Source organism: Carnobacterium divergens (assembly GCF_900258435.1).
GTDB classification, from domain to species: Bacteria; Bacillota; Bacilli; order Lactobacillales; family Carnobacteriaceae; genus Carnobacterium; species Carnobacterium divergens_A.
Genome location: NZ_LT992558.1, coordinates 1217020 through 1241482, shown reverse-complemented (window position 1 = coordinate 1241482; position 24463 = coordinate 1217020). Strand labels below are relative to the sequence as shown.

Here is a 24463-nt window from a genome sequence, read left to right as displayed (position 1 = left end):
CTCTCTTTTTAATTTGGTCTAATAGATGATTCTAGTAAGAACGCTTCGTCATCAGGATCTTTAGCATAACGAGTGCCGGTATTTAATGTAGCAATTTCTGCCATATCTTCTTTTGTTAATGAGAAATCAAAAATAGCTGCATTTTCACGAATACGATGTGGCGTCACTGATTTTGGAATCACCACAACACCGCGTTCAAGGTGCCAGCGTAAAATAATTTGTGCCGCTGTTTTATTGTATTTTTCTCCTAATTTTACTAGGACTGGATTGTTTAATAAATCATTTTTCCCTTGACCTAGCGGGCCCCATGCTTCATGGACGATCCCGTGTTGTTTCATAAAGTCATGTAGTTCATTTTGCGGAAACTCAGGGTGTGTTTCAATTTGATTAATCATTGGCGTGATCGTTGAATGAGCCATCAAATCTTCAAGATGGTGAATTTGGAAATTAGAAACCCCGATTGCTTTAATTTTTCCTTCATTGTACAGCTCTTCCATTGCTTTCCAAGTTTCAATGTAATGAGGAGACGCCCAATGAATTAAATATAAATCAAGATAATCTACACCTAATCGGTCAATACTCGCTTGAAAAGCTGCTTTTGTTTCTTCATATCCATGGTCGTAATTCCAAACTTTTGATGTAATGAAAATTTCTTCTCTTGGAATTTCTAAGCCTTTTAAGGCCTCCCCAACATATTGTTCATTTCCATATATCATTGCTGTATCTACATGACGATAACCATCTAAAACAGCCGTCATCACGGCTTGAATCAATTCATTTTCTTCTTTTACAAGAAATACTCCTAAGCCTAGCTGAGGAATCTTAACACCATTTGCAAGTGTCACACTTTGAGTTAATGCTTTTTCCATTAAATTCTTCACTCCTTTGGGTTCATTAGATAGCACGTCGACTACCTTATTCTCTTAGTTTAACGTAAAAGGTTGAAACTTACAAAAAAGAAGCATCTAAATCAGATTGACCGTTGAAAAAAGTTTTTAAGACTTCTCTTAATCTCGCAATAGCTCCCAGTTCATCATTTTCCATTGTCAAAACAAGTAGCGGTTCATGCAAACTGAGACGTAAAATAAACCAACCTTTGCCAAAAACGCCAGTCGTGTTCACTCGGACGCCTTCAAAATTTTGCGGTTCTATTGTTAAGTCTGGCGTTTCTCGAATAAAATCACGAAAATCCTCCAGAACATTCGCACCAATTAAAGCAACATCTTCGCCTTCAATTTTAAAGCGAACTTCCTCAGTCTCGACAGGTTGTTTTAAATTGCTGATTAAATCACTTAGCGTTTTTCCAACTTTTTTTAATTTTGCATCTGCTATTAATAACTTCGCAATCAAAAAGGCCCCATCATCTAAAAAATAATTTTCTTTTAGGGCGGCATGTCCACTTGTTTCAATCGCAAGACTTGTTGGAATGCCTTCTTTATTCAAGGCTATGCCTTTATTGATTACATTACGGTAACCTGTGATATAACGATTTTGTCTGCCACCTAAGGCTTCAATAAACGTTTTTAAATGTTCTGAAGTTGCTGAATTTGTTACAATCGTCGTTCCCGGGTTTTCTTCAATTAAGATTGCTGAAATCAGTCCAATTAAGTTGTTTCGATTGATTGGCTCGCCATCACTGGAAACGATTGCAGAACGATCGACATCTGTATCAAAAATAATGCCTAAATCTGCACGGTTCGTTAAAACAGCGGTTTGAATACTCTTCATCGCTTCTTTGTTATCTGGATTAGGCACATGATTAGGAAAATGACCATCTGGTTCTAAATATTGGCTGCCAGAAGTTGTGGCCCCTAACGGCTCTAAAACAGCGGTTGCAAAAAATCCACCTGCGCCATTTCCTGCATCTACAACAATATGTCTTCCTTTTAAAGGTTCGTTGTAATGCTCTGGATCGTTAATCCCTTGACGAATTTTATCAACTAAATCTGCTGCATAATCTTTTAACAAATAACGAGGTACTACTGAGCCTGACATATTTCCCCAATAGACATAGCTCCAATCCGCGTGTTCTAACATAAACTGAATGTCTTCGTGCTCTGCTCCTCCATCCTTTGTAAAAAACTTCAATCCATTGTACTGAAAGGGCAAATGACTTGCGGTAATCATAATCGCTGCATCACAATCATATTCAATATATTGAGTTGCCATAAACATGGCGGGTGTCGTTGCCAGTCCAACATCAATAACTTCAAAATTAGCATTAACTAGCCCTTCAATTAAAGCGCTTTTAATTCGTTCGCTAGACAAGCGACTGTCGTGTCCCACTGCAATTCGTAGCGGATAATGTGGGTCATCCACGGCTAACTTTTTAACTTCCTTTAGCCAAAAAGCAAACCCATAGGCTATTCGCTCAATTCGATCATTCGTTAATGTAACAACTTGGTTAGGGGTCTCCAAAGCGCCCCCTCTTACGTCAGAACCATTTTGTAATTCGGTTAATACAGGAATTGTTGATTCATTCATAGATAGATGTCCTCCTTAGCATTTGAGCTTTTTTAACAACTTTTCTTAAAACGAAGTCCATTTGCTGAAATAATTGTATAACTTCGTAGCATCTTCTTGATCTTTTGAAATAATCAAAACGGTGTCGTTCCCGCCAACGGTTCCTACCATCTCAGGAAAATCAATGGCATCTAATAATGCTGCAATCACATGGGCATTTCCAGGGATGGTCATAACGATTGTCATAAATTCAACTCTTGTTAATTTGATTACCACTTCTCCAATCGTTTGCTCCAATTTTTCTTCTTCTGACATTTTATTATGTTGGAAAATTGTGTATTTAACATTTCCATTTGCTGAGTTGGTTTTAACTAAATTCATCTCTTTGATGTCTCTTGAAATTGTCGCTTGAGTCGCTTCTACACCTTCTTCTTTTAAATAATGAAGCAATTCTTCTTGTGTTGAAATCGCATGGTTGTTAATAATTTGTTTGATAATCATTTGTCGGCTTGATTTTTTCATAATGATAAACGCCTCCTTTATTTTCTCTCCTTTTTTATTATACCAAAACAAAGCTCATTCTGCTTTTATTTCCCACTAACTTTTCATTAAATAGTCAAAAATAACATATTTTAGTAAGATAATGATAGAATTCCGACGGGTTATTTGTTATACTGATAGCAAGTTCATATCACTTTTGTTGAAGAAGAGAGTACTTTTTTAGGGAGTTTTTAGCGAGTTGGGACAGTGAAAGCCAATAACGAAGCAAAAAAGGAAGCGCACTTTGGAAAAAATAATTTGAAATTAAAGTAGAATTATTCGGATTTGTTATCCGTTATCAGTAAACAAGCGGTTTGTGCCTTTATGGTATAAACAATTAGAGTGGTACCGCGGGATAATACCTCGTCTCTTTTTTGACACAAGTCAAAATTGGGCGTTTTTTTTATGCTCTTTTTTCCAAAATTGATTGATAAATAGACACATTAGGAGGAATTTAACATGGATTACAAATTAATAATCGCTGAAACATTACAAGATCAAATTGGCGACACTTTAACAACTGAAGAAATTTATACCCTGTTAGAAAAACCAAAATCAGTGGATCATGGTGACGTTGCGTTCCCAACTTTTTCATTGGCCAAAGTTTTTCGTAAAGCACCACAACAAATTGCAACAGACTTAGGTGAAAAAATCAGCAATCCAATTATTGCTAAAGTAGAGGTTGTTGGACCTTACTTAAATTTCTTTTTAAATAAAGAAATCGTAAGTGACACTATTTTAAAAACAGTCCTTGAAGAAGGTGCTCACTACGGCGACCAACAAATTGGACATGGTGAAAGCATTCCAATCGATATGTCTTCTCCTAATATTGCAAAACCTATTTCAATGGGTCACTTGCGTTCAACAGTTATTGGGAATTCCATCGCTGAAATTGTACGCAAAGTTGGATTTAAACCCATTAAAATTAATCACCTTGGCGACTGGGGGACTCAATTTGGGAAATTAATTGTTGCCTACAAACTCTGGGGTTCTGAGGAAAAAGTTAAAGCTGAACCAATCAATGAATTATTGCGCTTATATGTAAAATTCCACGAAGTTGCTGAAACGCAACCTGAATTAGATGACGAAGCTCGTGCTTGGTTTAAAAAACTAGAGGACAATGATGAAGAAGCGGTTGCATTGTGGACTTGGTTTAGAGAAGAATCTCTAACTGAATTCAATCACATCTATGATATGTTAGGTATTACATTCGATTCATTTAACGGAGAAGCTTTCTACAACGATAAAATGGAAGAAGTTGTCTCTATTTTAGAAGAAAAAAATATTTTAAGCGTTGATCGTGGCGCAACGATTGTAGATTTAGAAAAATACAACTTAAATCCTGCCTTAATTCGCAAGTCTGATGGTGCAACTCTTTACATCACTCGTGACCTTGCGGCTGCCCTTTATCGTAAACGCAATTACAACTTTGCCAAATCATTGTATGTAGTAGGAAATGAACAAAGCAATCATTTCAAACAATTAAAAGCTGTTTTAAAAGAAGCTGGCTTTGATTGGGCAGAAGATATGCACCACATTCCGTTTGGTTTAATCACGCAAGGTGGTAAAAAATTATCTACTCGTAAAGGGAAAATTGTTCTATTAGAAGAAGTATTAAACGAAGCTGTTGCTTCTGCTAACGAACAAATTTCTGCTAAAAACCCCGATTTAAAAGACAAAGAAAAAGTAGCTGATCAAGTTGGGATTGGCGCGGTTGTCTTCCATGATCTTAAAAATGATCGTTTAAACAACTTTGACTTTACGATTGAAGAAGTTGTACGTTTCGAGGGAGAAACAGGACCTTACGTTCAATACACTAGAGCTCGTGCAATGAGTATTTTACGCAAAGCTAATGTTGACATAGACTTAACTGCCCCACTTGCTTTATCAGATAGCTACAGCTGGGAAGTTGTAAAATTATTACAAGAATATCCAGACACCATTTCAAGAGCCTATGAAAAATTTGAACCATCTGTAATTGCTAAACACGCGATTCACTTGGCACAAGCCTTCAACAAATATTATGCAAATAGCAAAGTTCTTGCTGATGATGCTGAAAAACCAGCACGTTTAGCTTTAGTTCAAGCAGTTGCAACTATTTTAAAAGAAGATTTACGTTTGCTTGGCGTAGAAGCACCTGACGAAATGTAATAAAAAAACTGGCAGATTCGATAAACACGAATCTGCCAGTTTTTTCTTATTAATTCAATTGTTCGATTGTATAGCCGCTAAATGATGACGTTCCGTATGAGCCAAAGCTAATTTTAGCTGTTTTTGGTCCTTCAATTGATCCTTTTTGTAAGACGAAACTATAGTCAACCGTTTCTTGGTTTGCTAAATCAAAACTTTTCACATCCAAGATCCCTCCAAAAATAGTTAACTTCCCTTGTGCTTTTTTCAAAGTAACTTTGTATTTATGATTGACGGGTAACTCTACTGTATTGCCAACTCTTCCATCTGTAACCGTTAAGCGATTGCCTTTAAATTCAACTTTACTTGACCACATATCAACTAAATGATACTTCGCTAAATTTGGAGCAGATGCCTCAAAGGTGAAGTCTTCCACAAGTGGCGCTGCTTTTGTTGCTTGATTGTTAATGAGTAATCCTCCAACGCTTAAAATAGCCATAAAAAGTACACTTAATAATAGATTTTTTTTCATTTATATCATCCTCTCTTCTTTTGATAACATAACTATATATTATATTTTAAAAGAATAAAAAGATTTTTTTGCAACATGCAACGCAATCATTTTTTTTTAGAACTAATCTGACTTTTTTTCCTACAAATTGGAATTTAAACCAAAAAAATAAGAAAAAATCAATTCATTGATTTTTTCTTATAAATGATCTTTAAAGTAATCGCTGTCTAGAAAAACAAAAATTTTATGATGATACTCGATTTTTTGTTCTTCTTTTAACTTCTTCATAGTATGACCCACAGTCTCTCTCGTCGTACCGCTTAAACTGGCCAATTCTTTTAACGTAATCGGATAAGGAATCTCAATCAATTCTGGCGTAATTGGCTCTCCAAGTTTATCCATTAAAATCCCGATTGTTTGAATCACACGGTCCGTCGCACTAGATGTCACACAGTTTTGCAGGCGAACTTCGTGATTTAATAATAATTTAGACAATCTTGTACAAATATAAATCATTTGCTCTTTGTTTTGTAAAACAACTTTTTCAAATAATTGCATCGGAATGTAATACAAGTCGATATCGGTAACAGCATATGCAGAATAATGATACTCTTTATCGGTAAACATTCCTCCATAAGGAAATAAGCGCTCCGTTTTAACATAGTCAAAATAGCTGAATGTCGCACTTGCGTCATATCTTTCTAAACGAACCAAGCCTTTTTTTAGAAAATAGATCCGCTCTCTTTGGTCGCCCTCATCAAACAAAATTTGTCCTTTTTTATAATGCCGCATATAGAGATTGCTTTGTAATTCTTCAAATTCTAAATCAGAAAAACCAGCGAATACTTCTGTGTTACGAAGTTCATGAACTTGATTAATATAATTCTCGATTTTCTCCACGATTCTCAACTCCCAAAGGTAAAAAATTTTTTGAACTTTTCACTGACTCTTAAGAAGGTATTTAAGAAAAATGGGAGAAACCAAACCGGTTCACGCATCTTCCCTAAAAATGTATAAACACATTAATCTGTCGAATCCTCCTCTGTAGCAATAAAGGAAAATTCGACAGAAATTCTTTGATTTAATAAGATTTAAAGAAGTGAACCACCCTTACAAGCACATTATACATAATGAATGTATAAAAGAGAAATGATACCCTTTTTCTCTCATTTAACTTTCACTATTTTGCAACAACTACCGTTCCCGCGTCTCCTTCTAAAACAGCCCCAATATTTTCTAAAGAAGTAATAATCGCCTTTCCTTGAGGATAATTTTCAACAAAGCTGATGGCTGCTTCTACTTTTGGCAACATGCTACCTGGTGCAAATTGATTGTCTGCAATGTACTCTTTTAATTCTGTCACCGTTACTTCTTCTAATTTCTTTTGATCCGGTTGATTGTAGTTCACATAAACATTGTCAACACCTGTTAATATAATTAACAAATCTGCTTTAACCAGTTCAGCTAGTTTTTGAGAAGCAAAATCTTTATCAATAACCGCTTCTACTCCAACAAGTTCAGCCTCTTTTTCAATAACTGGAATCCCTCCTCCACCTACTGAAATTGTTAAAACTCCACTTTCGACAAGATGATTGACCACACGATATTCTTTAATGCTGATTGGTTTTGGTGAAGCGACAACTTTACGCCAGCCTCGTCCTGCATCTTCTTTAAAAGTTGCACCGCTTGCTTGCATTTCAACTTTTGCTTCTTCTTCTGTTAAAAATGGACCAATCGGTTTTGTTGGGTTTGCAAAGGCAGGATCTTTTTCATCAACAATGACTTGAGTTACTAAGGCCACGACATCTTTATCAATATGGCGTTTTAGTAATGCACTATTTAACGCGTTTTGCATCCAATAACCAATACTTCCTTCTGTCATAGCCACACAGGTATCTAAAGGCATTGCTGGATTTTTTTCACTATTTGCAGCAGCTTGTTGCAATAAGAGATTCCCCACTTGAGGACCATTTCCATGAGAGACAATTAAATCGTCTCCTTTTTCAATAAACTGCACTAAATATTCTGCTGTTTGGTGTAAGGCTTCTTGTTGCGCTTTAGCACTAGCATCTGTAGAAAGAATCGCATTTCCTCCAAGAGCTACTACAACTTTACGTTTTGTCATTCTAATTCATCCTCTCAGTATAAGTTTTATAAGTTCGTTACATCGATGGCACCTGTTGCAATTTGGTAAATACAGAATAGGAAAAGGAAGACAATCACGCCTGCACAAATCCATTCTCCTTTTGTAAAGATTTTTTCTTTGTTTTCTTTTTGGACCCATGCGTAGATAAAGATCCCTGGAGCAAATAGAAGCATGGTAAGCAAGAAGAAGTCAATTCCACCTGCATATACTAACCAAACGCCATAAATACTTGCTAGAACACCTATCGCAATATTTTGTGTCCGTCTTGGAGTTCCCATTTTTTCTTGAAGAGAATATTTCAATTGATAAAATCCAGTAAATACATAAGGAATCAAGATTGCAGAGGATGCTAATGAAAAAGCAAATTTATACGCTGCTGAACTAATTAAAAAGGTAAATAAGAAAATTTGGATGAGTACGTTTGTAAAAATTAAGGAATTAATTGGTGCACCATTTTTATTTTCTTTTGCAAATAATTTAGGGAAACTGCCTTGTTTTGCTGCTTGGAATGGCAATTCTGCTGCAAACATGGTCCATGCAAGCCATGCTCCTAGAACAGATACAATAACCCCTACATTAATTAACACAGCACCCCATTTACCTACCACACTTTCTAATAGATAAGCCATTGCTGGTTGTTTTAACTCAGCTAATTCTGGACGTGTCATAACGGCTAAAGATAAAACGGTTGTTAATAAATAGATTGCGATAACTGTAATTAAGCCTAGAATTGTCGCTTTCCCAATGTCTGATTTCTTTTTTGCACGCCCAGAGAAAACGACTGCACCTTCAATCCCTGTAAATACCCAAACCGTCACAAGCATTGTTCCTCGAACTTGTCCCATCACGTTGCCTAATTCAAAATGACCTGAGACTGTTCCCCAGAAATCTGTTGTGAAAACGTCTAATTTAAACGCAATAATCATTGTAACAAAGAAGATTGCAAGTGGAATCATTTTAGCAATTGTTACAACGGTATTAATAATTGAAGCTGTTTCGACCCCTTTTAAAATTAACGCATGAACCAACCACAACATTACGGATGCACCGATTACAGATGCTAAATTTTGACCATCGCCAAAAATAGAAAAGAAATAACCGACTGCACTAAATAAAAGCGTTCCATACGCTACGTTTCCCAGCCAAGCTGCTAGCCAATAGCCCCACGCAGCGTTAAATCCCATATACTTACCAAAACCTTCACGAGCATAACTATAAATTCCCGCGTCTAAGTCAGGACGTTTGGCAGTTAAGTTTTGGAAAGAAAAAGCTAACATTGCCATCCCAAATCCAGCAACTAACCACCCAATAATAATGCCACCTAACGATGCTTCTTTTGCCATGTCCGTCATTAAATTAAAGACGCCACCACCAACGATTGAGCCGACAACGAGAGCGACTAAGGGAATAAGACCTAATTTTTTTTCTTGTATTTGTTGCTCTTCCATCATATTTTCCTCCTTATATAAATCCACTACGCTACTTTATTTATACTTGAAAAGAAGAAAAGCATGAGGACTACAAAACATCCTCATGCTTTTTTCTTCAGTAGTTTAAAATACTGATGATTAAACTCGAGGGATAAATAAATTTCCAAGAGTTGCTGCCATTATTGCTTTGATTGAATGCATACGGTTTTCAGCTTGTTCAAATTGACGACCATATTTGCTACGGAATACTTCATCTGTTATTTCCATGGCTGTAATGCCAAATTTTTCTTTAACATCTTGACCGTATTCTGTTTCTGCATCATGGAAAGCTGGTAAACAATGTAAAATAATTAAGTCTTCATTACCTGTTTTCTTCACCATATCCATATTGATTTGGTAAGGAGTTAATAATTCAATACGTTCTGCGAATTTATCTTCTTCCCCCATTGAAACCCAAACATCTGTGTACAAGACATCTGCACCTTTAACTGTTTCAGCAACATCATCTGAAATCACTAATTTTGCACCAGACTCTTTAGCAAAGCCTTCTGCCATATCAACGATTTTTGGGTCTGTAAAAAGTGATTTAGGTGTACAAATACGAACATTTACTCCAAGAATTGCCCCTGTTACTAATAAGCTATTCGCCATATTGTTACGTCCATCACCTACATAAACTAAATTCACGCCTTCAAGACGGCCTAAATTTTCTTTTACTGTTAAGAAATCGGCAATCATTTGTGTTGGATGCCATTCGTCTGTTAGACCATTCCAAACAGGAACACCTGAAAACTCTGCTAAGCCTTCGACAACTTTTTGACTAAAGCCACGGAATTCAATTCCATCAAACATGCTGCCTAATACTTTTGCGGTATCTTCAACAGATTCTTTTTTACCTAACTGAATATCATTTTTACCTAAATATTCTGGATGTGCTCCTAAATCAATCGAAGCTGTTGTAAATGCTGAACGCGTACGAGTAGAGGTTTTTTCAAATAGCAACGCAATGTTTTTTCCTTCTAAATAATGATGAGGAATGCCACGTTTTTTCAAATCTTTTAAATGTGCGGAAAAATCAACTAAATATTCTAATTCTGCACGGGTAAAATCTTTTTCTGCTAATAAACTACGTCCTTGAAATACTTGTTCTGTCATTTTATTTTCCTCCTAATAAATAGATATTAATTATTTTGGTAAATCTTCACGAACTAAAGGCATACTCATACAACGAGGACCCCCACGACCACGAACTAACTCGCTTCCTGGAATAACGTGTAGTTTAATTCCTGCTTCTTCTAGTTTTTTGTTCGTTACAGTATTACGATCGTAAACGACTACTTCACCTGGAGCAATTGCTAACGTATTAGAGCCATCATTCCATTGTTCACGAGCGGCTGCAGTAATGTTGCCACCACCACAACGAATCAAGGTTACTTTTTCTACATTCAAATTGTTTGCTAAAATTTCTTCTAAAGCACCATTTTCAGCAGTGATTGTTAATTTTCCATCTTCGCCTTCAGTAATAGAGTAGACGGTTAAGTCTCCTTCAATTTCTGGATGAATAGAAAACTTATCGTAATCCACCATTGTAAAAACGGTATCCAAATGCATAAATTTACGATTATTGGCAATTGAAAAGGCTAAGACTTTTTTAAAACCTAATTTTTTAGCAAAGATATTTTTTGCTAATTTTTCAATTGAAGCAGCGTCGGTTCTTTGAGATATTCCAACAGCCATCACATCTTTTGAAAGAACTAATTCGTCTCCGCCTTCAATACGAGTTGTTTCACTGCGGTCATACGTCATTGGTACATCTGCATCTTTAAATCTTGGATGATACATAAAAATGTATTTTCCATAAAGTGTTTCACGATTTCTAGTTACTGAATACATATGATTTAATGAAACACCATTTCCCATAGTTGCAAATGGATCCCTTGTAAAGTAAAGATTTGGCATTGGATCGATTGCAAATGGGTAATCGGAATCTACCATGTCTGATAAGTTTTTAGCGCCTAATTCAGGAAGTTCTGCTTTTTGAACACCTGCCATTGTTTTTTCAATTAATTCTTTGTTGTCTTTAATAGATAATAATAGTTGACGTAATTGTTCTTTTCTTCTTGATCCTTTAATGGAAGCTTCATTTAAATATTCATCAACAAATTGTTCCCGTAACTCTTGACTAGTTAAAGATTCTGCTGCTAAGTCTTCCAAGTAAACGACTTCAACATCATTGTCTCTTAAGACTTGTGCAAAATTATCATGTTCGATTTGTGCTTGCTCTAGATAAGGAATATCATCGAACAATAGTCTTTCTAAATAATCAGGTACTAAATTTTCTAATTCTTTTCCCGGTCTGTGAAGCATAACTGTCTTCAATTTACCAATTTCAGAAAACACATGAATGGGGTGAGTCATTTCCATTACCTCCTAATAATTTATCCTTGCTACACCCTTAATATACCCCTTTATTTTCTAGCATATTTGATGGTTTTGGCATACTAAATGAGAAGGATTTCTCATTTTATCAGGCAAATCTATATTTATTCTTTATACCGTATACCAATTTGAAAACGATTACTTTATACTGTATATTTTTAATTTTATACATTTTTTATTAGCGAACTTTTTTTTATTTTTTTTGCATTTTATTAAAATCACATTAAAAACCAAGTGGTTTCAGCTTTTCTTTAACTAAAATCTGTCAGTATCGTTTCTTCTCTTTAAACTAAACGTCAAAATTCCAACTAAATTTCTAGTTCTTTTATCGAAAAACCTTCACTAAAATCTTAACGTTCGTAATGTAAGGGTTTCATTCGTAAAAAAAGCATTTTTTTTAAGAAAACCATTAAATAGTCTTGCATTTAGACTTCAAAGCGAATATCATTAAACATGTAATTATTAAATATTCGTTTTTAGGAGGATTTTCTTCATGTCTAAATTCTTTCGTTTGGAAGAACACGGTACTACCATTCAAACAGAAATCATCGCTGGGTTAACAACTTTTCTAACAATGGCCTATATCATTGTGGTGAATCCAGTTATTTTAAGTTCGGCAGGTGTCCCATTTAATCAAGTCTTTATGGCAACAATTCTTTCTGCTATCGTGGGTACAGGGTGGATGGCGCTTTGTGCAAATTATCCCATCGCAATTGCACCAGGATTAGGAATGAACGCATACTTTGTAACAGTTGTTGCTAGTGGTGTTGATTACCGTGTTGCTTTTTCATCAGTCTTCTTGGCTGGTATTATTTTCTTACTATTATCTTTTACTTCTTTAAGAGAAAAATTGATTGTCGCTATTCCAGAAACGTTAAAATCAGCAATTACAGCTGGTATTGGGTTGTTTATTGCTTTTGTAGGTTTACGTTTATCTGGCGTAATTGTTGGAGATAAAAGTAATCTGGTTAAACTAGGTGATCTACAAAGTATCGGAGTTATCTTAACGTTAATTGGTATTTTACTAAGTGTAGTTTTAATGATTTTAAATGTAAAAGGTTCTTTATTTATCAGTATGATTGTGATTGCAATTATCAGTTTCTTCACTGGTCAAATTCATTTTGACGGATTTATGGCTTTACCAAATTTTGGTCATGAGTTAATGATTACAGATCCTATCACACCATTTAAAAATGTCATTGCAAATGGGTTATATGGAGCAGTGTTATCTTTCTTATTGATTACCATTTTTGATACAACCGGTACGATGATTGGTGTTACAAAAAAAGCGGGTTTAATGAAAGACGGCAATTTAGAAAATGCGAAACAAGCCTTACTTGCGGATGCAATTGGTACAACCGTTGGTTCTATTTTTGGAACAAGCCCAACAAGTGCTTATATTGAATCAGGTACTGGAGTTGCCGCAGGTGGACGGACTGGTTTAACTGCTTTGACGGTTGCCGTTATGTTTGCTATTTCAAGTTTCTTTTTCCCAATAGTCAGTGCCATTTCAAGTGTCTCTGCAATCACTTCTCCAGCATTAGTAATCGTTGGATCTATGATGATGGCGAGTGCTGCTGAAATTGACTGGGAAGATTTATCTGAAGCCTTTCCTGCATTTATTGTCATCTTAACAATGCCGTTAACAAACAGTATTGCAACTGGGTTGGCTTTAGGATTTATCACGTATCCTATTACGAAAGCAATTAAAGGGGAAGCTAAATCTGTTCATCCTTTAGTTTATGCCTTTGCTGTTTTATTCTTCATTCAACTGTTCTTTTTAGGAGGACATTAAAAACAAAAAACACGATGCCTCTTTTAAATAAAAGAGGCATCGTGTTTTTTTAATGCTGAATAAAATAAGCGATTAGGCAGAAGAGATAGATGTGTGCTGGATAAAAATAATAGAAAAAGTTTCTCATTCCTCTTCCCTTTTCACCATTGTATAGAATGATCGGAACAGCAGCTAAACACATCATCCATTGATAATTTTCGGTAAAAGGATTCCCCGTTCCTGAAATAAAGCTAATGACTGCTATCACTGCTAAAGAAATAAGTTGTCCACTTTTTTTCCCATGAAATAAATAAAATAAAACAGCTAGTAAAATAAACAAAGGGCCACCTTCAGATAGAATCGGTAACGGAACAAGGAAAGTGAACATTCGAAAAATTATTAAACTAGCCTTTGAATCCATTCCATCCATTAATAGCAAAACGGCAAAACTCAGTACAATTGGAACGATACATAAAATAAAACCACCCACTACTTTAAGTGGTTGTTTCAACTTCCAGTTTTTTCGAATCCCATCAATAAACCACATATAAAGAACGCCTAAAAATAAAGTTCCAAATATATTGTTTATCAAGACTTCATTTTCATTCATAAAAAATTTATTCGCAATTATATTTCCAATTCCCATCAACCAAAAACCATATAATAGCCGTAATAAGTACTTTTTTCGATTACTGGTATAGATAAATCCTTCTGAACTAGTAAATAAAAAAATAGGTGCTACTAATCGCCCCAACCAATGAAACCAAACAGGCGCTCCTAAAAATCCAAAAAACTGTCCTAAATGATCAAAAACCATTAATACAATTCCTAGTAATTTAAGCTGAAAACTTGTGATTCCTTTTGTTACTTTCTCCATGTGCATCCTCACCTCTCCTTTTATCTCTTTTCTACTATAAAGAAGTTGCATTGAGTTGTCGTGGGACTGACCTTACAAATAGGCTGTTTAACTTACAATTTTGTAATAAAAAAGGTTATTGCATAACTAACTCTGCAATAACCTTTTCATTAATCCAATTTATCTATCTCTCCATAATGATGGGTTAATTCCATATTTTGAAACTCTTGTTGGCGTAGCGCTTCATATATTAAAATAGCCGCTGTATTTGATAGATTCAGAGAACGAACATGTTCGTCATTCATCGGAATACGCAAACAATCTTCTTCATGCTCACGCATAAATTCTTCTGGTAAACCAGTTGTTTCTTTTCCAAAGATAAAATAATGATCTTCCTTTGTATCTTTAAGATCAACGTCGCTATATACTTCATGACCAAATTTAGTAATTAAATGCAATTTGCCTTTATTGGCTACTTCTAAAAAAGCAGCTAAATTTTTATGATACTTAATCGCAACATCATTCCAATAATCTAAACCCGCACGTTTCAAGTGCTTATCATCTGTCGAAAAACCTAATGGCTCAATTAAGTGCAAGGTTGTATTGGTTGCTGCACATGTTCTTGCAATATTTCCAGTATTGGCTGGAATTTGTGGTTCATATAATACTATATGGTTTGGCATAATAAAATCCTCCTAAATGAAACCGTTAATTGGTTGTTAATTTTTCAATCGCTGCAGTTAACTCTGCTTTAGCTTCTTCGTCAGTTTCTTTTGTAAAAGCTTCTTCTAAAAATTCAATCAATTCTTCTGTTTGAATTCCTATTTCGCCAATTGCCCATGCAGCAGTCCCTCGAATCACAGGGCGAGGATCTTCAGCAACGCATTTTAACAGGTCTGGAACCGCCGATTTATCTCGGTAATTTGCTAGGGCAATGATTGCATTTCGTTGGATTGGTTTTTTCCCACGCCAAGAACCTGCCATTACACCAAAGCGTTCTTTAAATTCACGATTGCTAATCGTTAGCAATGGCTTTAATAGTGGCGCAACGTCTTCAGGAACAGGTTCCATTTCCTCGTGAAAATGAAAGTTTTTTCCCTTGTTATAAGGACACACCATCTGACAAATATCGCAGCCATAGATAACATGACCCATTTTTTTACGATACTCCAAAGGCATCATGCCCTTTGTCTGAGTTTGATAAGACAGACAGCGTTTCGCATTCATTCGGCCATCGCCAAGCAAAGCAGTTGTCGGACAGCCTACAATGCAACGTGTACAGTCTCCACAGCCATTGGGAACCGGCTCATCAACTGGAAAAGAAATATTGGTGATGATTTCTCCTAAATAAACATAAGAACCAAATTCTTCTGTAATTAACAGACCATTTTTCCCAATAAATCCAAGACCTGCGCGTTGAGCTACTGCAACATCAATTAACTCGCCTGTATCCACCATCGGTTTAAAAGAAACCTCTTCTGCTTCTTCCTTAATATAAGCAATTAAACGATCCATTTTTTCTCTTAAAATATCGTGATAATCCGTTCCCCAAGAGGCTCTTGCAAATTGCCCTCGTCGTTCACCCTTCACTTTTTCAGGAGCTTCCACCATTTTTGTTGGATAGGCTAGCGCAATTGAAATAATGGATCGTGGTTCTTCAAAAATCAATTCAGGATAAATCCGTTCTTTAATATTTGAATGTTCAAAACCTGAGTGGTGTCCTTTTTCTTGCTGCTTTTCCAATTTTTCTTCTAATTCTGTAAAGGGTGCAGCCGAAGTAAAACCAATTTTGTCGATTCCAATCCGCTTGCTTTCAAGAATAATCTTTTCCTTTAAAGAGGTCTGCAAAGTACTCACTGAAATCAACTCCTTGTCCATATTCACTTGACTATTATATCATCTTTTCTTCCATTATGTAGGTTCAATTAAAAACAAAAAAAACGTATCGCTTCGGTGTCCAGCACTGCGAAACGATACGTTAGTGAAGCCCATTTTTATTCATTAACTTTTATCAAAATCTGATGGATCTCTGATAAAAACGAATGAATTTAAACAACTTAGGAATAATATAACACCGCCATGGAACTGTTGCAACTAAAAAAGTCAGATTAGTTGGGTTCTCAGTCATTTTTGTTAAAAAAAGTTCACATTTCATTCACATTTAACTTATTTGCTTTTTTCCAACTAAAATACAGACATCTACGGTAATCTTTTTCAGGGGATTTAATAACGCAGACTTTGTTGCTTCCTCACTTGCGCCCCAGCCTAATGGCGTCATTTTCATCAATGCTTGAAACTGTTCTTCATTCAACGGAAATTCATAAGTACAACGATGTTGTTCCATCTCTGGGAAGTGCTCTTGGAATTTTTCAATCACCAAATCATTTTGATACGTTTGTTTTTCTTTTTGATCTTGATAAAATAAATGACGAAGTTCAATTAAATAATTTTTTTCAGGGACTACTTTGATAACCGTTCCATGCTCTTTTAAAATCCGTTTAAATTCTTGATAGTTTGAAGGAGAAAAAATATTTAGAAGTGTATCGTATTGATTAGAAGCAAATGGCGATTTTGCTAAATCAGCTACACACCAAAAAGCACTTGTAAAATGACTACTGGCTAATTGAATCGCATCCTTTGAAATATCAAATCCAATCTTCGCACCTTTTAGCCCTTTTCCAGTTAAATAGTCCAATTGAGAACCTTCCCCACAACCAACATCAATGGTCGTCCCTTGATAATTTGGCCCCATTAAATCAAAAATAACATCCAAAATCGGATTGAATAAACCATCTTGTGCAATTTTAAACCGAGAGCTCAACATTTCTTTATCGTATTCATTTTTTGCTTGATGTGCTAAAAAGAAAACTGTCCCTTTTTTTGACACATCAAAGTGATGGTTTTGTTCACAACATAAACTTGTGCCTTTTACTTCTACAAATGCAGCATGACAAACTGGACACTGGAACAATTGCATATTATTCGTTAAAAACTGGATTCCTTGATCGATTTTCTTCACCACTAAACCTTCTTTCTATTTTAACACCCGTCACTATCCTGTATTCTCAGTACTATGTAACGAAAGATAGCTTCTTACAATGATTCATTATACCATAATTTTAACCATAAAAAGGAGCAACGTGATCTAAATCAGGTATACTTAAATAAAAGATTATTTTTCTGAAAGGAATGATTGCATGACTTCTATTAGAGATATTGCACGATTGTCTGGTTATTCTGTTAGTATGGTTTCTCGTGTCTTAAATCAACATCCTTATGTAAAGGCAGAAAAACGAGCCCACATTCAAAAAATTATTGCAGAGTTAGATTATACTGCAAATCAAAATGCTGTCAACCTTAGCATTGGGAAAACACGATTAATTGGTGTTATCTCACCTTACACAAACCACGCCTGTTTTGATAAAATTATCAAAGGAATTCTTTCAGAAGCCTTCAAGTTAAATTATATTATTTTGCTTCTTCCCACCAATTACGATCCACAAAAAGAACTAAAGCATTTGGAGCTTTTAAAACAAAAAAGAATTGACGGACTAATTATTACTTCAAGAGCCAATCCATGGGAAACTATCAAATCATACACGTCTTATGGACCGATTACTGTCTGTGAAGAGACAGAGCATCCAGAATTATCGGCGGCTTATAGCGACCGAAAAGCCTCTTATCAAGAGGTATTCACCTACTTAAAACAATTGGGACACTCAAACGTAGCCTTTACCTCAGTCCGAGAAAAGACAATCAGCAACAGCACTCAACAGTTAGTCCAAGCTTACCAAGACATTTTTCAAACCCCTGCAGATTTCCATTATTTAACAAATTGCGATACCTATGAAGATGGTCTTAGAGTTGGCGAACTTTTCTTGAATCAAAAAAAACAACCGACTGCAATTTATGCAAATGGTGACGAAATTGCAGCAGGAATCTATTCTATTGCTGTAAAAAAAGGAATAAATATACCTGAGGATTTGCTCGTAGTCGGTGAGGAAGATCTCCCTATTGGAAAAGCACTTCACTTTCCATCAATGAATCATCAATTAGAAGACCTTGGTAAAGTTGCGTTACAATTAGTCTTAAATCCCACGATTACAAAGCAACTGATTCCTCATTTTTTAACATTTCCTAATTAAAAAAATTCAAAGGAGCTTTTATTTTACTTTTTATGCAATTAGCGCTACCATTAAATTGTAAGAAGTTTAACAAATAAGAGGAGGAATAAGTAATGAACAGTCTTTATCCAAAAACTCAAACAACTTTAAATCAATTGGTAGCTGACATTAGCCAACTCACTTTAATTGTTCATCAAACACATTGGTACATGCGTGGCAAAACATTTTTTACTATGCACCCTAAAATGGACGAATTAATGGCTGATTTAGACGATCAGTTAGATCAAATTGCAGAACGTTTAATTGCTATTGGCGGTGAACCTTTATCTACATTTGGTGAATTTTTAGAAACGACAAAACTAGAAGAGAAAAAAGGGAAATTCGGTATCCCAATGGAAAACTTAATTCAACAGTTAGTTGAAGATTACCGTTATTTAAAAGAGGTCTTCCAAGAGGGCATTGACATAAGTGGCCAAGAAGAGGACTGTTCCACTCAAGATATGCTTATTGGCATGAAAACGGATATTGAAAAAACAATCTGGATGTTACAAGCCTTTCTAGATAAGTCTCCTTTAGCAGAATAAACCAAAAAGCTACGATTTTAAATCGTAGCTTTTTTTTACTGTCCTTTAAATAAACTTAAAATTTCACTTCGCATTTTTTGATGATCCACAATAGGTTCAGGGTAATCAGTTCCAATGATGCACCCTACTTGCTTTTGAATATCAAGGGGCATTTTTTGAGGTTCATGTAAATAGGCGATTGGCACATTCGCTAATTCTGGTACATAAAAACGAATAAAGGTTCCATCAGAATCAAATTTTTTTCCTTGTAGTGTGGGATTAAAAATTCTAAAATAAGGAACAGCATCCGTTCCAGTTGACGCTGCCCACTGCCAACCCCCAATATTGCTAGCTGAATCATAATCGACTAATTGCTGACTAAAATAGGCTTCTCCCAAACGCCAATCGGTTAATAAATCTTTTGTTAAAAAGGAGGCGACAATCATTCGTAATCGATTGTGCATCCAACCGGTTTGATTTAATTGACGCATGCCAGCATCTACGATTGGAAAGCCAGTCTTGCCTTCTTTCCAAGCAATTAACATCCCTTGATTTTGATTCCAATGAAGACCGCGATACTGTTCTTTAATTTCCAGCGTTTGTTGCTCTGGATTTTCAGCATAAATCATATTATAAAAATCACGCCAACAAAGTTCCTTAAGATAAGTATCTCTGCTATTTTCGTCCTCATCACTTTCACTTAAACGATGATATACCTCTCGAATGGACATCTCTCCTGTTCTTAGGAAACGAGATATCCGACTCGTACCTTTAATAGCTGGATAATCACGATCTACTTCATAAGACGATACTTTTTTATCAATAAAACGACTTAAATATCCTCTAGCACGCTGCAAGCCAACTTCACCTTTTAATTCTATGGGTATTTCTGCTAACAATTCAGACACATACTTTTGTTCCTCTTTAAATAACTGTCTAAAATCAGCTCCCTTTACACCAAAATCAGCAAATTCTTCTTTTTGAAAAAGAGGTTTTTTAAGCTTTTTCCAGCGATTGTAATACGGTGTAAATACTTTAAATGCTTCCCCATTGTCTTTTTTGATCTCTGAAACACCGTGCAAATGGCTATCTTGAAAATGATTCACTTGAATTTTATAGTCCGAAAAAAAGGTCAGCATCGCTTCGTCTCTTTTTTTCCCATATCCTCGTTCATCACGATTAAAGTAAATTTTAGTTAATTCTGGTATGGCTTTTTTTAATGTCTCAAATGCTTTTTCAGGCTTTCCTACGATAAAGTGAATTGGTAGTCCTGCTTTTTCTGCTTCTTCACTAAACTGTTCAACTGCTGCAAAAAAAGCTTGATGGTTAAGCGTTCCTTTCTTTAGCTGGGATGGATTGATATTAAAAATCCCAATAACCGATTCATTGTCGTCTCGTTCGTTCATCATCGCAATCAATGCTGTATTGTCTACCAAACGTAAATCTTTTCTAAACCACATTCCCGTAATCGTTCCACTCATTAATGAACCTCCAATGATTCTTTGTTTCTTCCTATTATCAAGAAAGTTCCAGCAGATATCAAGAAAAAACACTTTTTCAATCTAGTTTCAATAATTAGATTGCGTAATCAGATTAACTATGTTAAATTATATTTACAATCAATAAAGAAGGTGTCTATTTTGAAAAATACAAACGAAGAATTAGCGAGTTGGGGGAAAACTATTGAAGAATTTCAATTGCCTCGCTGGAATTTATTACCTGATATCGAACTTTATATGGATCAAGTCTTAACCTTGATTGAGAAATACCTGTCACCGTTAATCGTGCAACCGAATCAAAAAATCATTACAGCTGCCATGATTAATAATTATGTGAAGCTAGGGCTAATCCCAGCTCCTATTAAAAAGAAATACAATCGAAAACATCTCGCATTTTTAATTGCGATTACCATTTTAAAGCAAGTCTTTACTATTCAAGAAATTAAGGATGGTATTCTGTTTCAAGCATCTGTCAGTGGCATCAATGCCTCATTTAATCTCTTTTGTGATGAACAGGAACAAGCCTTAAAAGTCGTCGCTCGTCAAGCAACAGGGGAAAAAAGTATCGCAATCTTTGACCAGCCTATTTCGGCAGATTTTATTGCCTTAAAAACAGCGACTCTTGCTTTTGCAAGTCAGTTATTGGCAAAAAAGGCGATTTCACTTGGAAAAGACCAATTACTTACACATCCTAAGGAGGAATTAGAATGAACCAAGAAAAAATTGCGTTATTAGTCGATTCATGTACCGATGTACCAGAAGAATTTATTGAAAAGTATGGAATGTTTGTGATTCCTTTAAATATTATTTACAAAGATCGAGTTTACACTGATAAAGTTGATATTACTGCAGAAGAGGTATACCAAAACTTGAAAAATGAAGTACCCACTACTTCGTTACCTGATGGTCAAGTGATTACAGATATCTTTGAATCAATCAAAAAAGACGGGTATCAAAAGGTAATCGTGGTAACTATTTCAAGTGGGCTAAGCGGAACAAATAATCTTGTGCGCTTAATTGCAGAAGATTTTACTGACTTAGATGTTTTTGTTTTAAATACTAAAAATATCGGCATCGGAAGTGGCATTCAGGCAGTTGAAGCTGCAAAACTAATAGAAGAAGGCCTTTCTTTTTCAGCGATCAAAGAACAATTAACGCTTAACGTCTCTAAAACAAAAGTCTTCTTTTCAGTTGCAACATTAGAATATTTGAAAAAAGGTGGTAGAATCGGGTTAGTTTCTTCTATTTTAGGAAATGCACTCAACCTAAGACCCATTATTTCTTGTAATGAACAAGGTGTTTACTACACCGTTTCAAAAGCTAGAGGACGCAAAAAAAGTTTAGAAAATGCGATTCAATTAGTTAAAGAGTACATTGGCGATCATCAAAAAGTTAGATTAGCTGTTGTTAATGGCGACGCCGTTCCTGAAGCAGCTATAATCAAAGCACAATTGCAACATCTTTTCCCAAATAACCTTGCGATGTTTGAAGGACCTGTTAGTCCAGCCTTAGGGGTTCATACAGGACCTGGTTTAATTGGCATCTGCGTCCAGCTATTAGATTAAAAAATAAGCGATAGAATCTAGGATTCTATCGCTTATTTTTATTTTTTTAGATAAAGTTCAGGTGACACATTGTCAAACAAGAAAGACGCATCTCCAAAACTATTTACAATTAAACGATGCATAGCTCTAGAGCAAATAGTATACATCAAGGTACGTTCCTCTTCTAACGAATAATTTTTATTAGAAGCATTTGCGACAATTACAGTATCAAATTCAAGACCTTTAGCTAAATAGGAAGGTATAATCATGATTCCTTCTGCTAATTGTTGATTTTCAAAACTAATTAAGTTCACGGAAAGGACCTCTTTTAATTGGTGATAAAGATAATCACATTCCTTTTTCGTTTTGCCAATAATTGCCGTTAACTGTGAATCGGTTTCATATTTTTTGGCTTGCTTCAATATATTATTTAACCAACTACGATTGGACTGGGTTACAACTAATTCTGGTAACTCTCCTAACCGTTCAAATGGTTCTATCAATGAATCGTCCATTAAAATACCTTTAGTAAAATTTGTGATTTCTTTCGTTGAACGGTACGTTTTCGTCAATTGGATGGCTTTGATTTTTGTTTCGTCAAACATTGGTTTGATTTCTTCTAGCAATGTATTTTTTGCTAGTTTATTTTTGAAAATAGCTTGGTTTAAATCCCCAAGCATCGTAAAACGACCATTTGGAAACAAAGATTTTAAATAGGCGATTTGTAACACGGAGTAATCTTGAATTTCATCAATAAAGATGTATTTAATTTTTCTTAGAGGCTCTTTACCAATAATCGCATCGCTTAAATACAAGTACGGAACCACGTCTTCCATCAATAAGACACGTTGATTTAAATCTAAAATTGCTCTTTTTTGCTCCGTTATCCATTGCTCATGTGTAATAGAGTATTTTTCTAATGACACTAATTTTGGAAGAACTTTTAAAAAATTCGCATACTGCGCCTTGTAATGGAAAAAATTAAACTGGGCAATCATACGTCTGACTTTTTTTAATTGACGATTTACAATTTTAGTTCCAATAAACAACACTTCTTCTTGGTAATTTTTAAACTTCTGATGGGTGGGAATCATTCGTTGATATTCTTCTTCATTCAACAATTGAATTTGAGCTTCTACCCAGCTTCGTTTAGCTTCTACTTTAGCAATTTCATCTAATCGATCGTTTAATTTTTGCGTTGTATAAAGCAATCGTTGTGGCAATGTATAGTGTTCTGGAAAAGAATAAAACAATGCCTTAATTTTTTCCTTACTCATTAGTACCTTGTTACGAAAGACAATATCTTTAAAAATCATTCCTTGAGTTTCTAATAATTGAGCGTAGCGTTCTAATGCTTTAAAAAAAATAGGCTCTTCTTTAAACGCTATAATATTTTTACGCTTTTGGTTTTTTTCATTTTCAAATTGCTCGAATAAATCTTTAATTTCCATGTTTTTAATTCGTGAAGAGGCAAAATCTAAAAAGGTAGTTTGTTGAATATTCGCTTCACCTAATTCAGGTAACACATTGGAAATATAATGATTGAATAACTTATTAGGTGAAAAAATCATCATTTGGTTTGAATCCACTTCATTTCTAAATTGATACAATAGATAGGCAATTCGTTGTAAAATCGCAGAGGTTTTCCCACTTCCTGCTGCTCCTTGAACAAATAACAGATGACTTTTGGTGTCGCGAATAATTTTATTTTGTTCTTTTTGAATTGTTGATACAATGGATTTCATTTGAGCATTTGATTGATCTCCTAAGATATCTTGCAACATCTCATCGCCAATCGTTTCACTTGAATCAAACATCGTTTGAATTTGAGCTTTTTTAATTAGAAATTGTCGTTTTAAAGAAACCTCCACTAACTGCTCGCCAACAGGTGTTTGATAGGCTACTTCGCCTAAACTGCCGTCATAGTACACGCTCGAAATAGGCGCACGCCAATCGTAAACCAAAAAATGATCCTCATCATCAATAAATGAAGAGGTTCCAATATAAATCGATTCTATTTCGCCTTCTTTTTCTTTTAAATCAATCCGAGCAAAATAAGGCGACTCTTTTAATTGTTGGAATGAGCTTAATTGTTTTTCGACATGTTTATAATTTTGCTCTCGTTCTCGTAGCAATTGTTCTTGTTGTCGGATACTGATTTCCGTTTCTATCACATCGTCAGAACTACTTAAATTGACCGTCACATCATTCCAAAAGTTGGTCCGAATTTCTTTGGCTTCTTTTCTAACGTGATCAATTGAAACATCAAGTATCGCCTCACGTTTTTTGATTTCTTTGACGGTATAATCTACTCGATTTTGTTCATATTGTAACTCATTTTCATTGTTCCCCATAATAGACCTCCACAATTGAATAGTTGTCAGTATACCACTTGGCTGTTGAATTTGCTAGTTATTTCACCCAAAAAGTGCAAAGAAAAAAGA

Annotated in this window: 21 protein-coding genes and 1 other annotated feature; of the genes, 6 read left to right on the top strand and 15 right to left on the bottom strand. The window is 35.1% G+C overall.

Annotation, left to right across the window (positions count from 1 at the left end; genetic code table 11):
- Positions 1–8 precede the first annotated feature (8 nt).
- From CDIMF43_RS06375 to argR, 3 genes are all read right to left on the bottom strand, one after another.
- Positions 9–869, bottom strand: coding sequence for an aldo/keto reductase (locus CDIMF43_RS06375; protein WP_074403049.1), 861 nt, complete (start codon positions 867–869; stop codon positions 9–11).
- A 79-nt stretch (positions 870–948) separates the two neighbouring features.
- On the bottom strand, positions 949–2484 hold the full coding sequence (locus tag CDIMF43_RS06370; RefSeq protein WP_109841518.1) for a phosphohexomutase domain-containing protein: 1536 nt from the start codon (positions 2482–2484) through the stop codon (positions 949–951).
- A 45-nt stretch (positions 2485–2529) separates the two neighbouring features.
- Positions 2530–2985 (bottom strand): arginine repressor, encoded by a 456-nt coding sequence (argR, locus tag CDIMF43_RS06365; RefSeq protein WP_109841517.1) that lies wholly within the window; start codon positions 2983–2985, stop codon positions 2530–2532.
- A 169-nt stretch (positions 2986–3154) separates the two neighbouring features.
- Positions 3155–3377: a binding site (T-box leader), on the top strand.
- 85 nt (positions 3378–3462) lie between these two features.
- On the opposite strand from argR, the gene argS reads away from it, so the two are divergent.
- The gene (gene argS / locus CDIMF43_RS06360) at positions 3463–5154 is read left to right on the top strand and encodes an arginine--tRNA ligase (protein WP_074403051.1); all 1692 of its coding nucleotides are present in this window, start codon (positions 3463–3465) and stop codon (positions 5152–5154) included.
- Positions 5155–5203: 49 nt separating this feature from the next.
- Here the strand turns inward: argS and CDIMF43_RS06355 are convergent, their stop codons facing one another.
- The 6 genes from CDIMF43_RS06355 to arcA all read right to left on the bottom strand — a co-directional run bounded on the left by CDIMF43_RS06355 (position 5204) and on the right by arcA (position 11644).
- Positions 5204–5665: a hypothetical protein gene (locus CDIMF43_RS06355; protein ID WP_109841516.1), complete on the bottom strand. Its 462-nt coding sequence runs from the start codon at positions 5663–5665 to the stop codon at positions 5204–5206.
- Positions 5666–5842: 177 nt separating this feature from the next.
- Positions 5843–6544 carry a Crp/Fnr family transcriptional regulator gene (locus CDIMF43_RS06350; RefSeq protein WP_074403053.1) on the bottom strand — a complete coding sequence of 234 codons (702 nt, stop codon included), beginning with the start codon at positions 6542–6544 and terminating at the stop codon, positions 5843–5845.
- Positions 6545–6824: 280 nt separating this feature from the next.
- On the bottom strand, positions 6825–7769 hold the full coding sequence (gene arcC / locus CDIMF43_RS06345) for a carbamate kinase (protein ID WP_109841515.1): 945 nt from the start codon (positions 7767–7769) through the stop codon (positions 6825–6827).
- Between the two features lie 26 nt (positions 7770–7795).
- Positions 7796–9238 (bottom strand): arginine-ornithine antiporter, encoded by a 1443-nt coding sequence (gene arcD / locus CDIMF43_RS06340; RefSeq protein ID WP_199198159.1) that lies wholly within the window; start codon positions 9236–9238, stop codon positions 7796–7798.
- Between the two features lie 120 nt (positions 9239–9358).
- Positions 9359–10375, bottom strand: a complete 1017-nt coding sequence (argF, locus tag CDIMF43_RS06335; protein ID WP_074403056.1) for an ornithine carbamoyltransferase — start codon at positions 10373–10375, stop codon at positions 9359–9361.
- A 30-nt stretch (positions 10376–10405) separates the two neighbouring features.
- A complete protein-coding gene (gene arcA, locus CDIMF43_RS06330) occupies positions 10406–11644 on the bottom strand; it encodes an arginine deiminase (protein ID WP_109841513.1) in 1239 nt (412 codons plus the stop codon).
- A gap of 508 nt (positions 11645–12152) precedes the next feature.
- On the opposite strand from arcA, the gene CDIMF43_RS06325 reads away from it, so the two are divergent.
- Complete coding sequence (locus CDIMF43_RS06325; RefSeq protein ID WP_074403058.1) at positions 12153–13454, top strand: NCS2 family permease; 1302 nt, start codon at positions 12153–12155, stop codon at positions 13452–13454.
- Between the two features lie 49 nt (positions 13455–13503).
- Here the strand turns inward: CDIMF43_RS06325 and CDIMF43_RS06320 are convergent, their stop codons facing one another.
- From CDIMF43_RS06320 to CDIMF43_RS06305, 4 genes are all read right to left on the bottom strand, one after another.
- The gene (locus CDIMF43_RS06320) at positions 13504–14310 is read right to left on the bottom strand and encodes a TraX family protein (protein WP_074403119.1); all 807 of its coding nucleotides are present in this window, start codon (positions 14308–14310) and stop codon (positions 13504–13506) included.
- A 149-nt stretch (positions 14311–14459) separates the two neighbouring features.
- A complete protein-coding gene (gene trmL, locus CDIMF43_RS06315) occupies positions 14460–14972 on the bottom strand; it encodes a tRNA (uridine(34)/cytosine(34)/5-carboxymethylaminomethyluridine(34)-2'-O)-methyltransferase TrmL (protein ID WP_109841512.1) in 513 nt (170 codons plus the stop codon).
- 25 nt (positions 14973–14997) lie between these two features.
- The gene (queG, locus tag CDIMF43_RS06310; protein ID WP_227001181.1) at positions 14998–16137 is read right to left on the bottom strand and encodes a tRNA epoxyqueuosine(34) reductase QueG; all 1140 of its coding nucleotides are present in this window, start codon (positions 16135–16137) and stop codon (positions 14998–15000) included.
- Positions 16138–16450: 313 nt separating this feature from the next.
- A complete protein-coding gene (locus CDIMF43_RS06305; RefSeq protein WP_109841511.1) occupies positions 16451–17308 on the bottom strand; it encodes a putative RNA methyltransferase in 858 nt (285 codons plus the stop codon).
- A gap of 178 nt (positions 17309–17486) precedes the next feature.
- Between CDIMF43_RS06305 and CDIMF43_RS06300 the strand changes: the two genes are divergently transcribed.
- Together CDIMF43_RS06300 and CDIMF43_RS06295 are read left to right on the top strand one after the other, a co-directional pair.
- Positions 17487–18434 (top strand): LacI family DNA-binding transcriptional regulator, encoded by a 948-nt coding sequence (locus tag CDIMF43_RS06300; RefSeq protein ID WP_109841510.1) that lies wholly within the window; start codon positions 17487–17489, stop codon positions 18432–18434.
- 92 nt (positions 18435–18526) lie between these two features.
- Positions 18527–18997, top strand: coding sequence for a Dps family protein (locus CDIMF43_RS06295; RefSeq protein WP_109841509.1), 471 nt, complete (start codon positions 18527–18529; stop codon positions 18995–18997).
- A 35-nt stretch (positions 18998–19032) separates the two neighbouring features.
- Here the strand turns inward: CDIMF43_RS06295 and CDIMF43_RS06290 are convergent, their stop codons facing one another.
- Positions 19033–20457: a cryptochrome/photolyase family protein gene (locus tag CDIMF43_RS06290; RefSeq protein ID WP_109841508.1), complete on the bottom strand. Its 1425-nt coding sequence runs from the start codon at positions 20455–20457 to the stop codon at positions 19033–19035.
- Positions 20458–20616: 159 nt separating this feature from the next.
- Between CDIMF43_RS06290 and CDIMF43_RS06285 the strand changes: the two genes are divergently transcribed.
- Together CDIMF43_RS06285 and CDIMF43_RS06280 are read left to right on the top strand one after the other, a co-directional pair.
- A complete protein-coding gene (locus CDIMF43_RS06285) occupies positions 20617–21186 on the top strand; it encodes a DUF1836 domain-containing protein (RefSeq protein WP_074403064.1) in 570 nt (189 codons plus the stop codon).
- Entirely contained in the window at positions 21183–22040 is an 858-nt protein-coding gene (locus CDIMF43_RS06280; RefSeq protein WP_109841507.1) for a DegV family protein, read from the top strand. The genes CDIMF43_RS06285 and CDIMF43_RS06280 overlap by 4 nt, the downstream gene beginning before the upstream one ends.
- Positions 22041–22078: 38 nt before the next feature.
- Here CDIMF43_RS06280 and helD read toward each other — a convergent pair whose 3' ends face one another.
- Positions 22079–24373, bottom strand: coding sequence for an RNA polymerase recycling motor HelD (gene helD / locus CDIMF43_RS06275; RefSeq protein ID WP_109841506.1), 2295 nt, complete (start codon positions 24371–24373; stop codon positions 22079–22081).
- Between the last annotated feature and the right edge of the window lie 90 nt (positions 24374–24463).

Excerpts from the sequence above, each read along its gene's own strand:
- CDIMF43_RS06375 (WP_074403049.1), bottom strand. The coding sequence starts at position 869 with ATGGAAAAAGCATTAACTCAAAGTGTGACACTTGCAAATGGTGTTAAG.
- CDIMF43_RS06370 (WP_109841518.1), bottom strand. The coding sequence starts at position 2,484 with ATGAATGAATCAACAATTCCTGTATTAACCGAATTACAAAATGGTTCT.
- argR (WP_109841517.1), bottom strand. The coding sequence starts at position 2,985 with ATGAAAAAATCAAGCCGACAAATGATTATCAAACAAATTATTAACAAC.
- argS (WP_074403051.1), top strand. The coding sequence starts at position 3,463 with ATGGATTACAAATTAATAATCGCTGAAACATTACAAGATCAAATTGGC.
- CDIMF43_RS06355 (WP_109841516.1), bottom strand. The coding sequence starts at position 5,665 with ATGAAAAAAAATCTATTATTAAGTGTACTTTTTATGGCTATTTTAAGC.
- arcC (WP_109841515.1), bottom strand. The coding sequence starts at position 7,769 with ATGACAAAACGTAAAGTTGTAGTAGCTCTTGGAGGAAATGCGATTCTT.
- arcD (WP_199198159.1), bottom strand. The coding sequence starts at position 9,238 with ATGGAAGAGCAACAAATACAAGAAAAAAAATTAGGTCTTATTCCCTTA.
- argF (WP_074403056.1), bottom strand. The coding sequence starts at position 10,375 with ATGACAGAACAAGTATTTCAAGGACGTAGTTTATTAGCAGAAAAAGAT.
- arcA (WP_109841513.1), bottom strand. The coding sequence starts at position 11,644 with ATGGAAATGACTCACCCCATTCATGTGTTTTCTGAAATTGGTAAATTG.
- CDIMF43_RS06325 (WP_074403058.1), top strand. The coding sequence starts at position 12,153 with ATGTCTAAATTCTTTCGTTTGGAAGAACACGGTACTACCATTCAAACA.
- CDIMF43_RS06320 (WP_074403119.1), bottom strand. The coding sequence starts at position 14,310 with ATGGAGAAAGTAACAAAAGGAATCACAAGTTTTCAGCTTAAATTACTA.
- trmL (WP_109841512.1), bottom strand. The coding sequence starts at position 14,972 with ATGCCAAACCATATAGTATTATATGAACCACAAATTCCAGCCAATACT.
- CDIMF43_RS06300 (WP_109841510.1), top strand. The coding sequence starts at position 17,487 with ATGACTTCTATTAGAGATATTGCACGATTGTCTGGTTATTCTGTTAGT.
- CDIMF43_RS06295 (WP_109841509.1), top strand. The coding sequence starts at position 18,527 with ATGAACAGTCTTTATCCAAAAACTCAAACAACTTTAAATCAATTGGTA.
- CDIMF43_RS06290 (WP_109841508.1), bottom strand. The coding sequence starts at position 20,457 with ATGAGTGGAACGATTACGGGAATGTGGTTTAGAAAAGATTTACGTTTG.
- CDIMF43_RS06280 (WP_109841507.1), top strand. The coding sequence starts at position 21,183 with ATGAACCAAGAAAAAATTGCGTTATTAGTCGATTCATGTACCGATGTA.
- helD (WP_109841506.1), bottom strand. The coding sequence starts at position 24,373 with ATGGGGAACAATGAAAATGAGTTACAATATGAACAAAATCGAGTAGAT.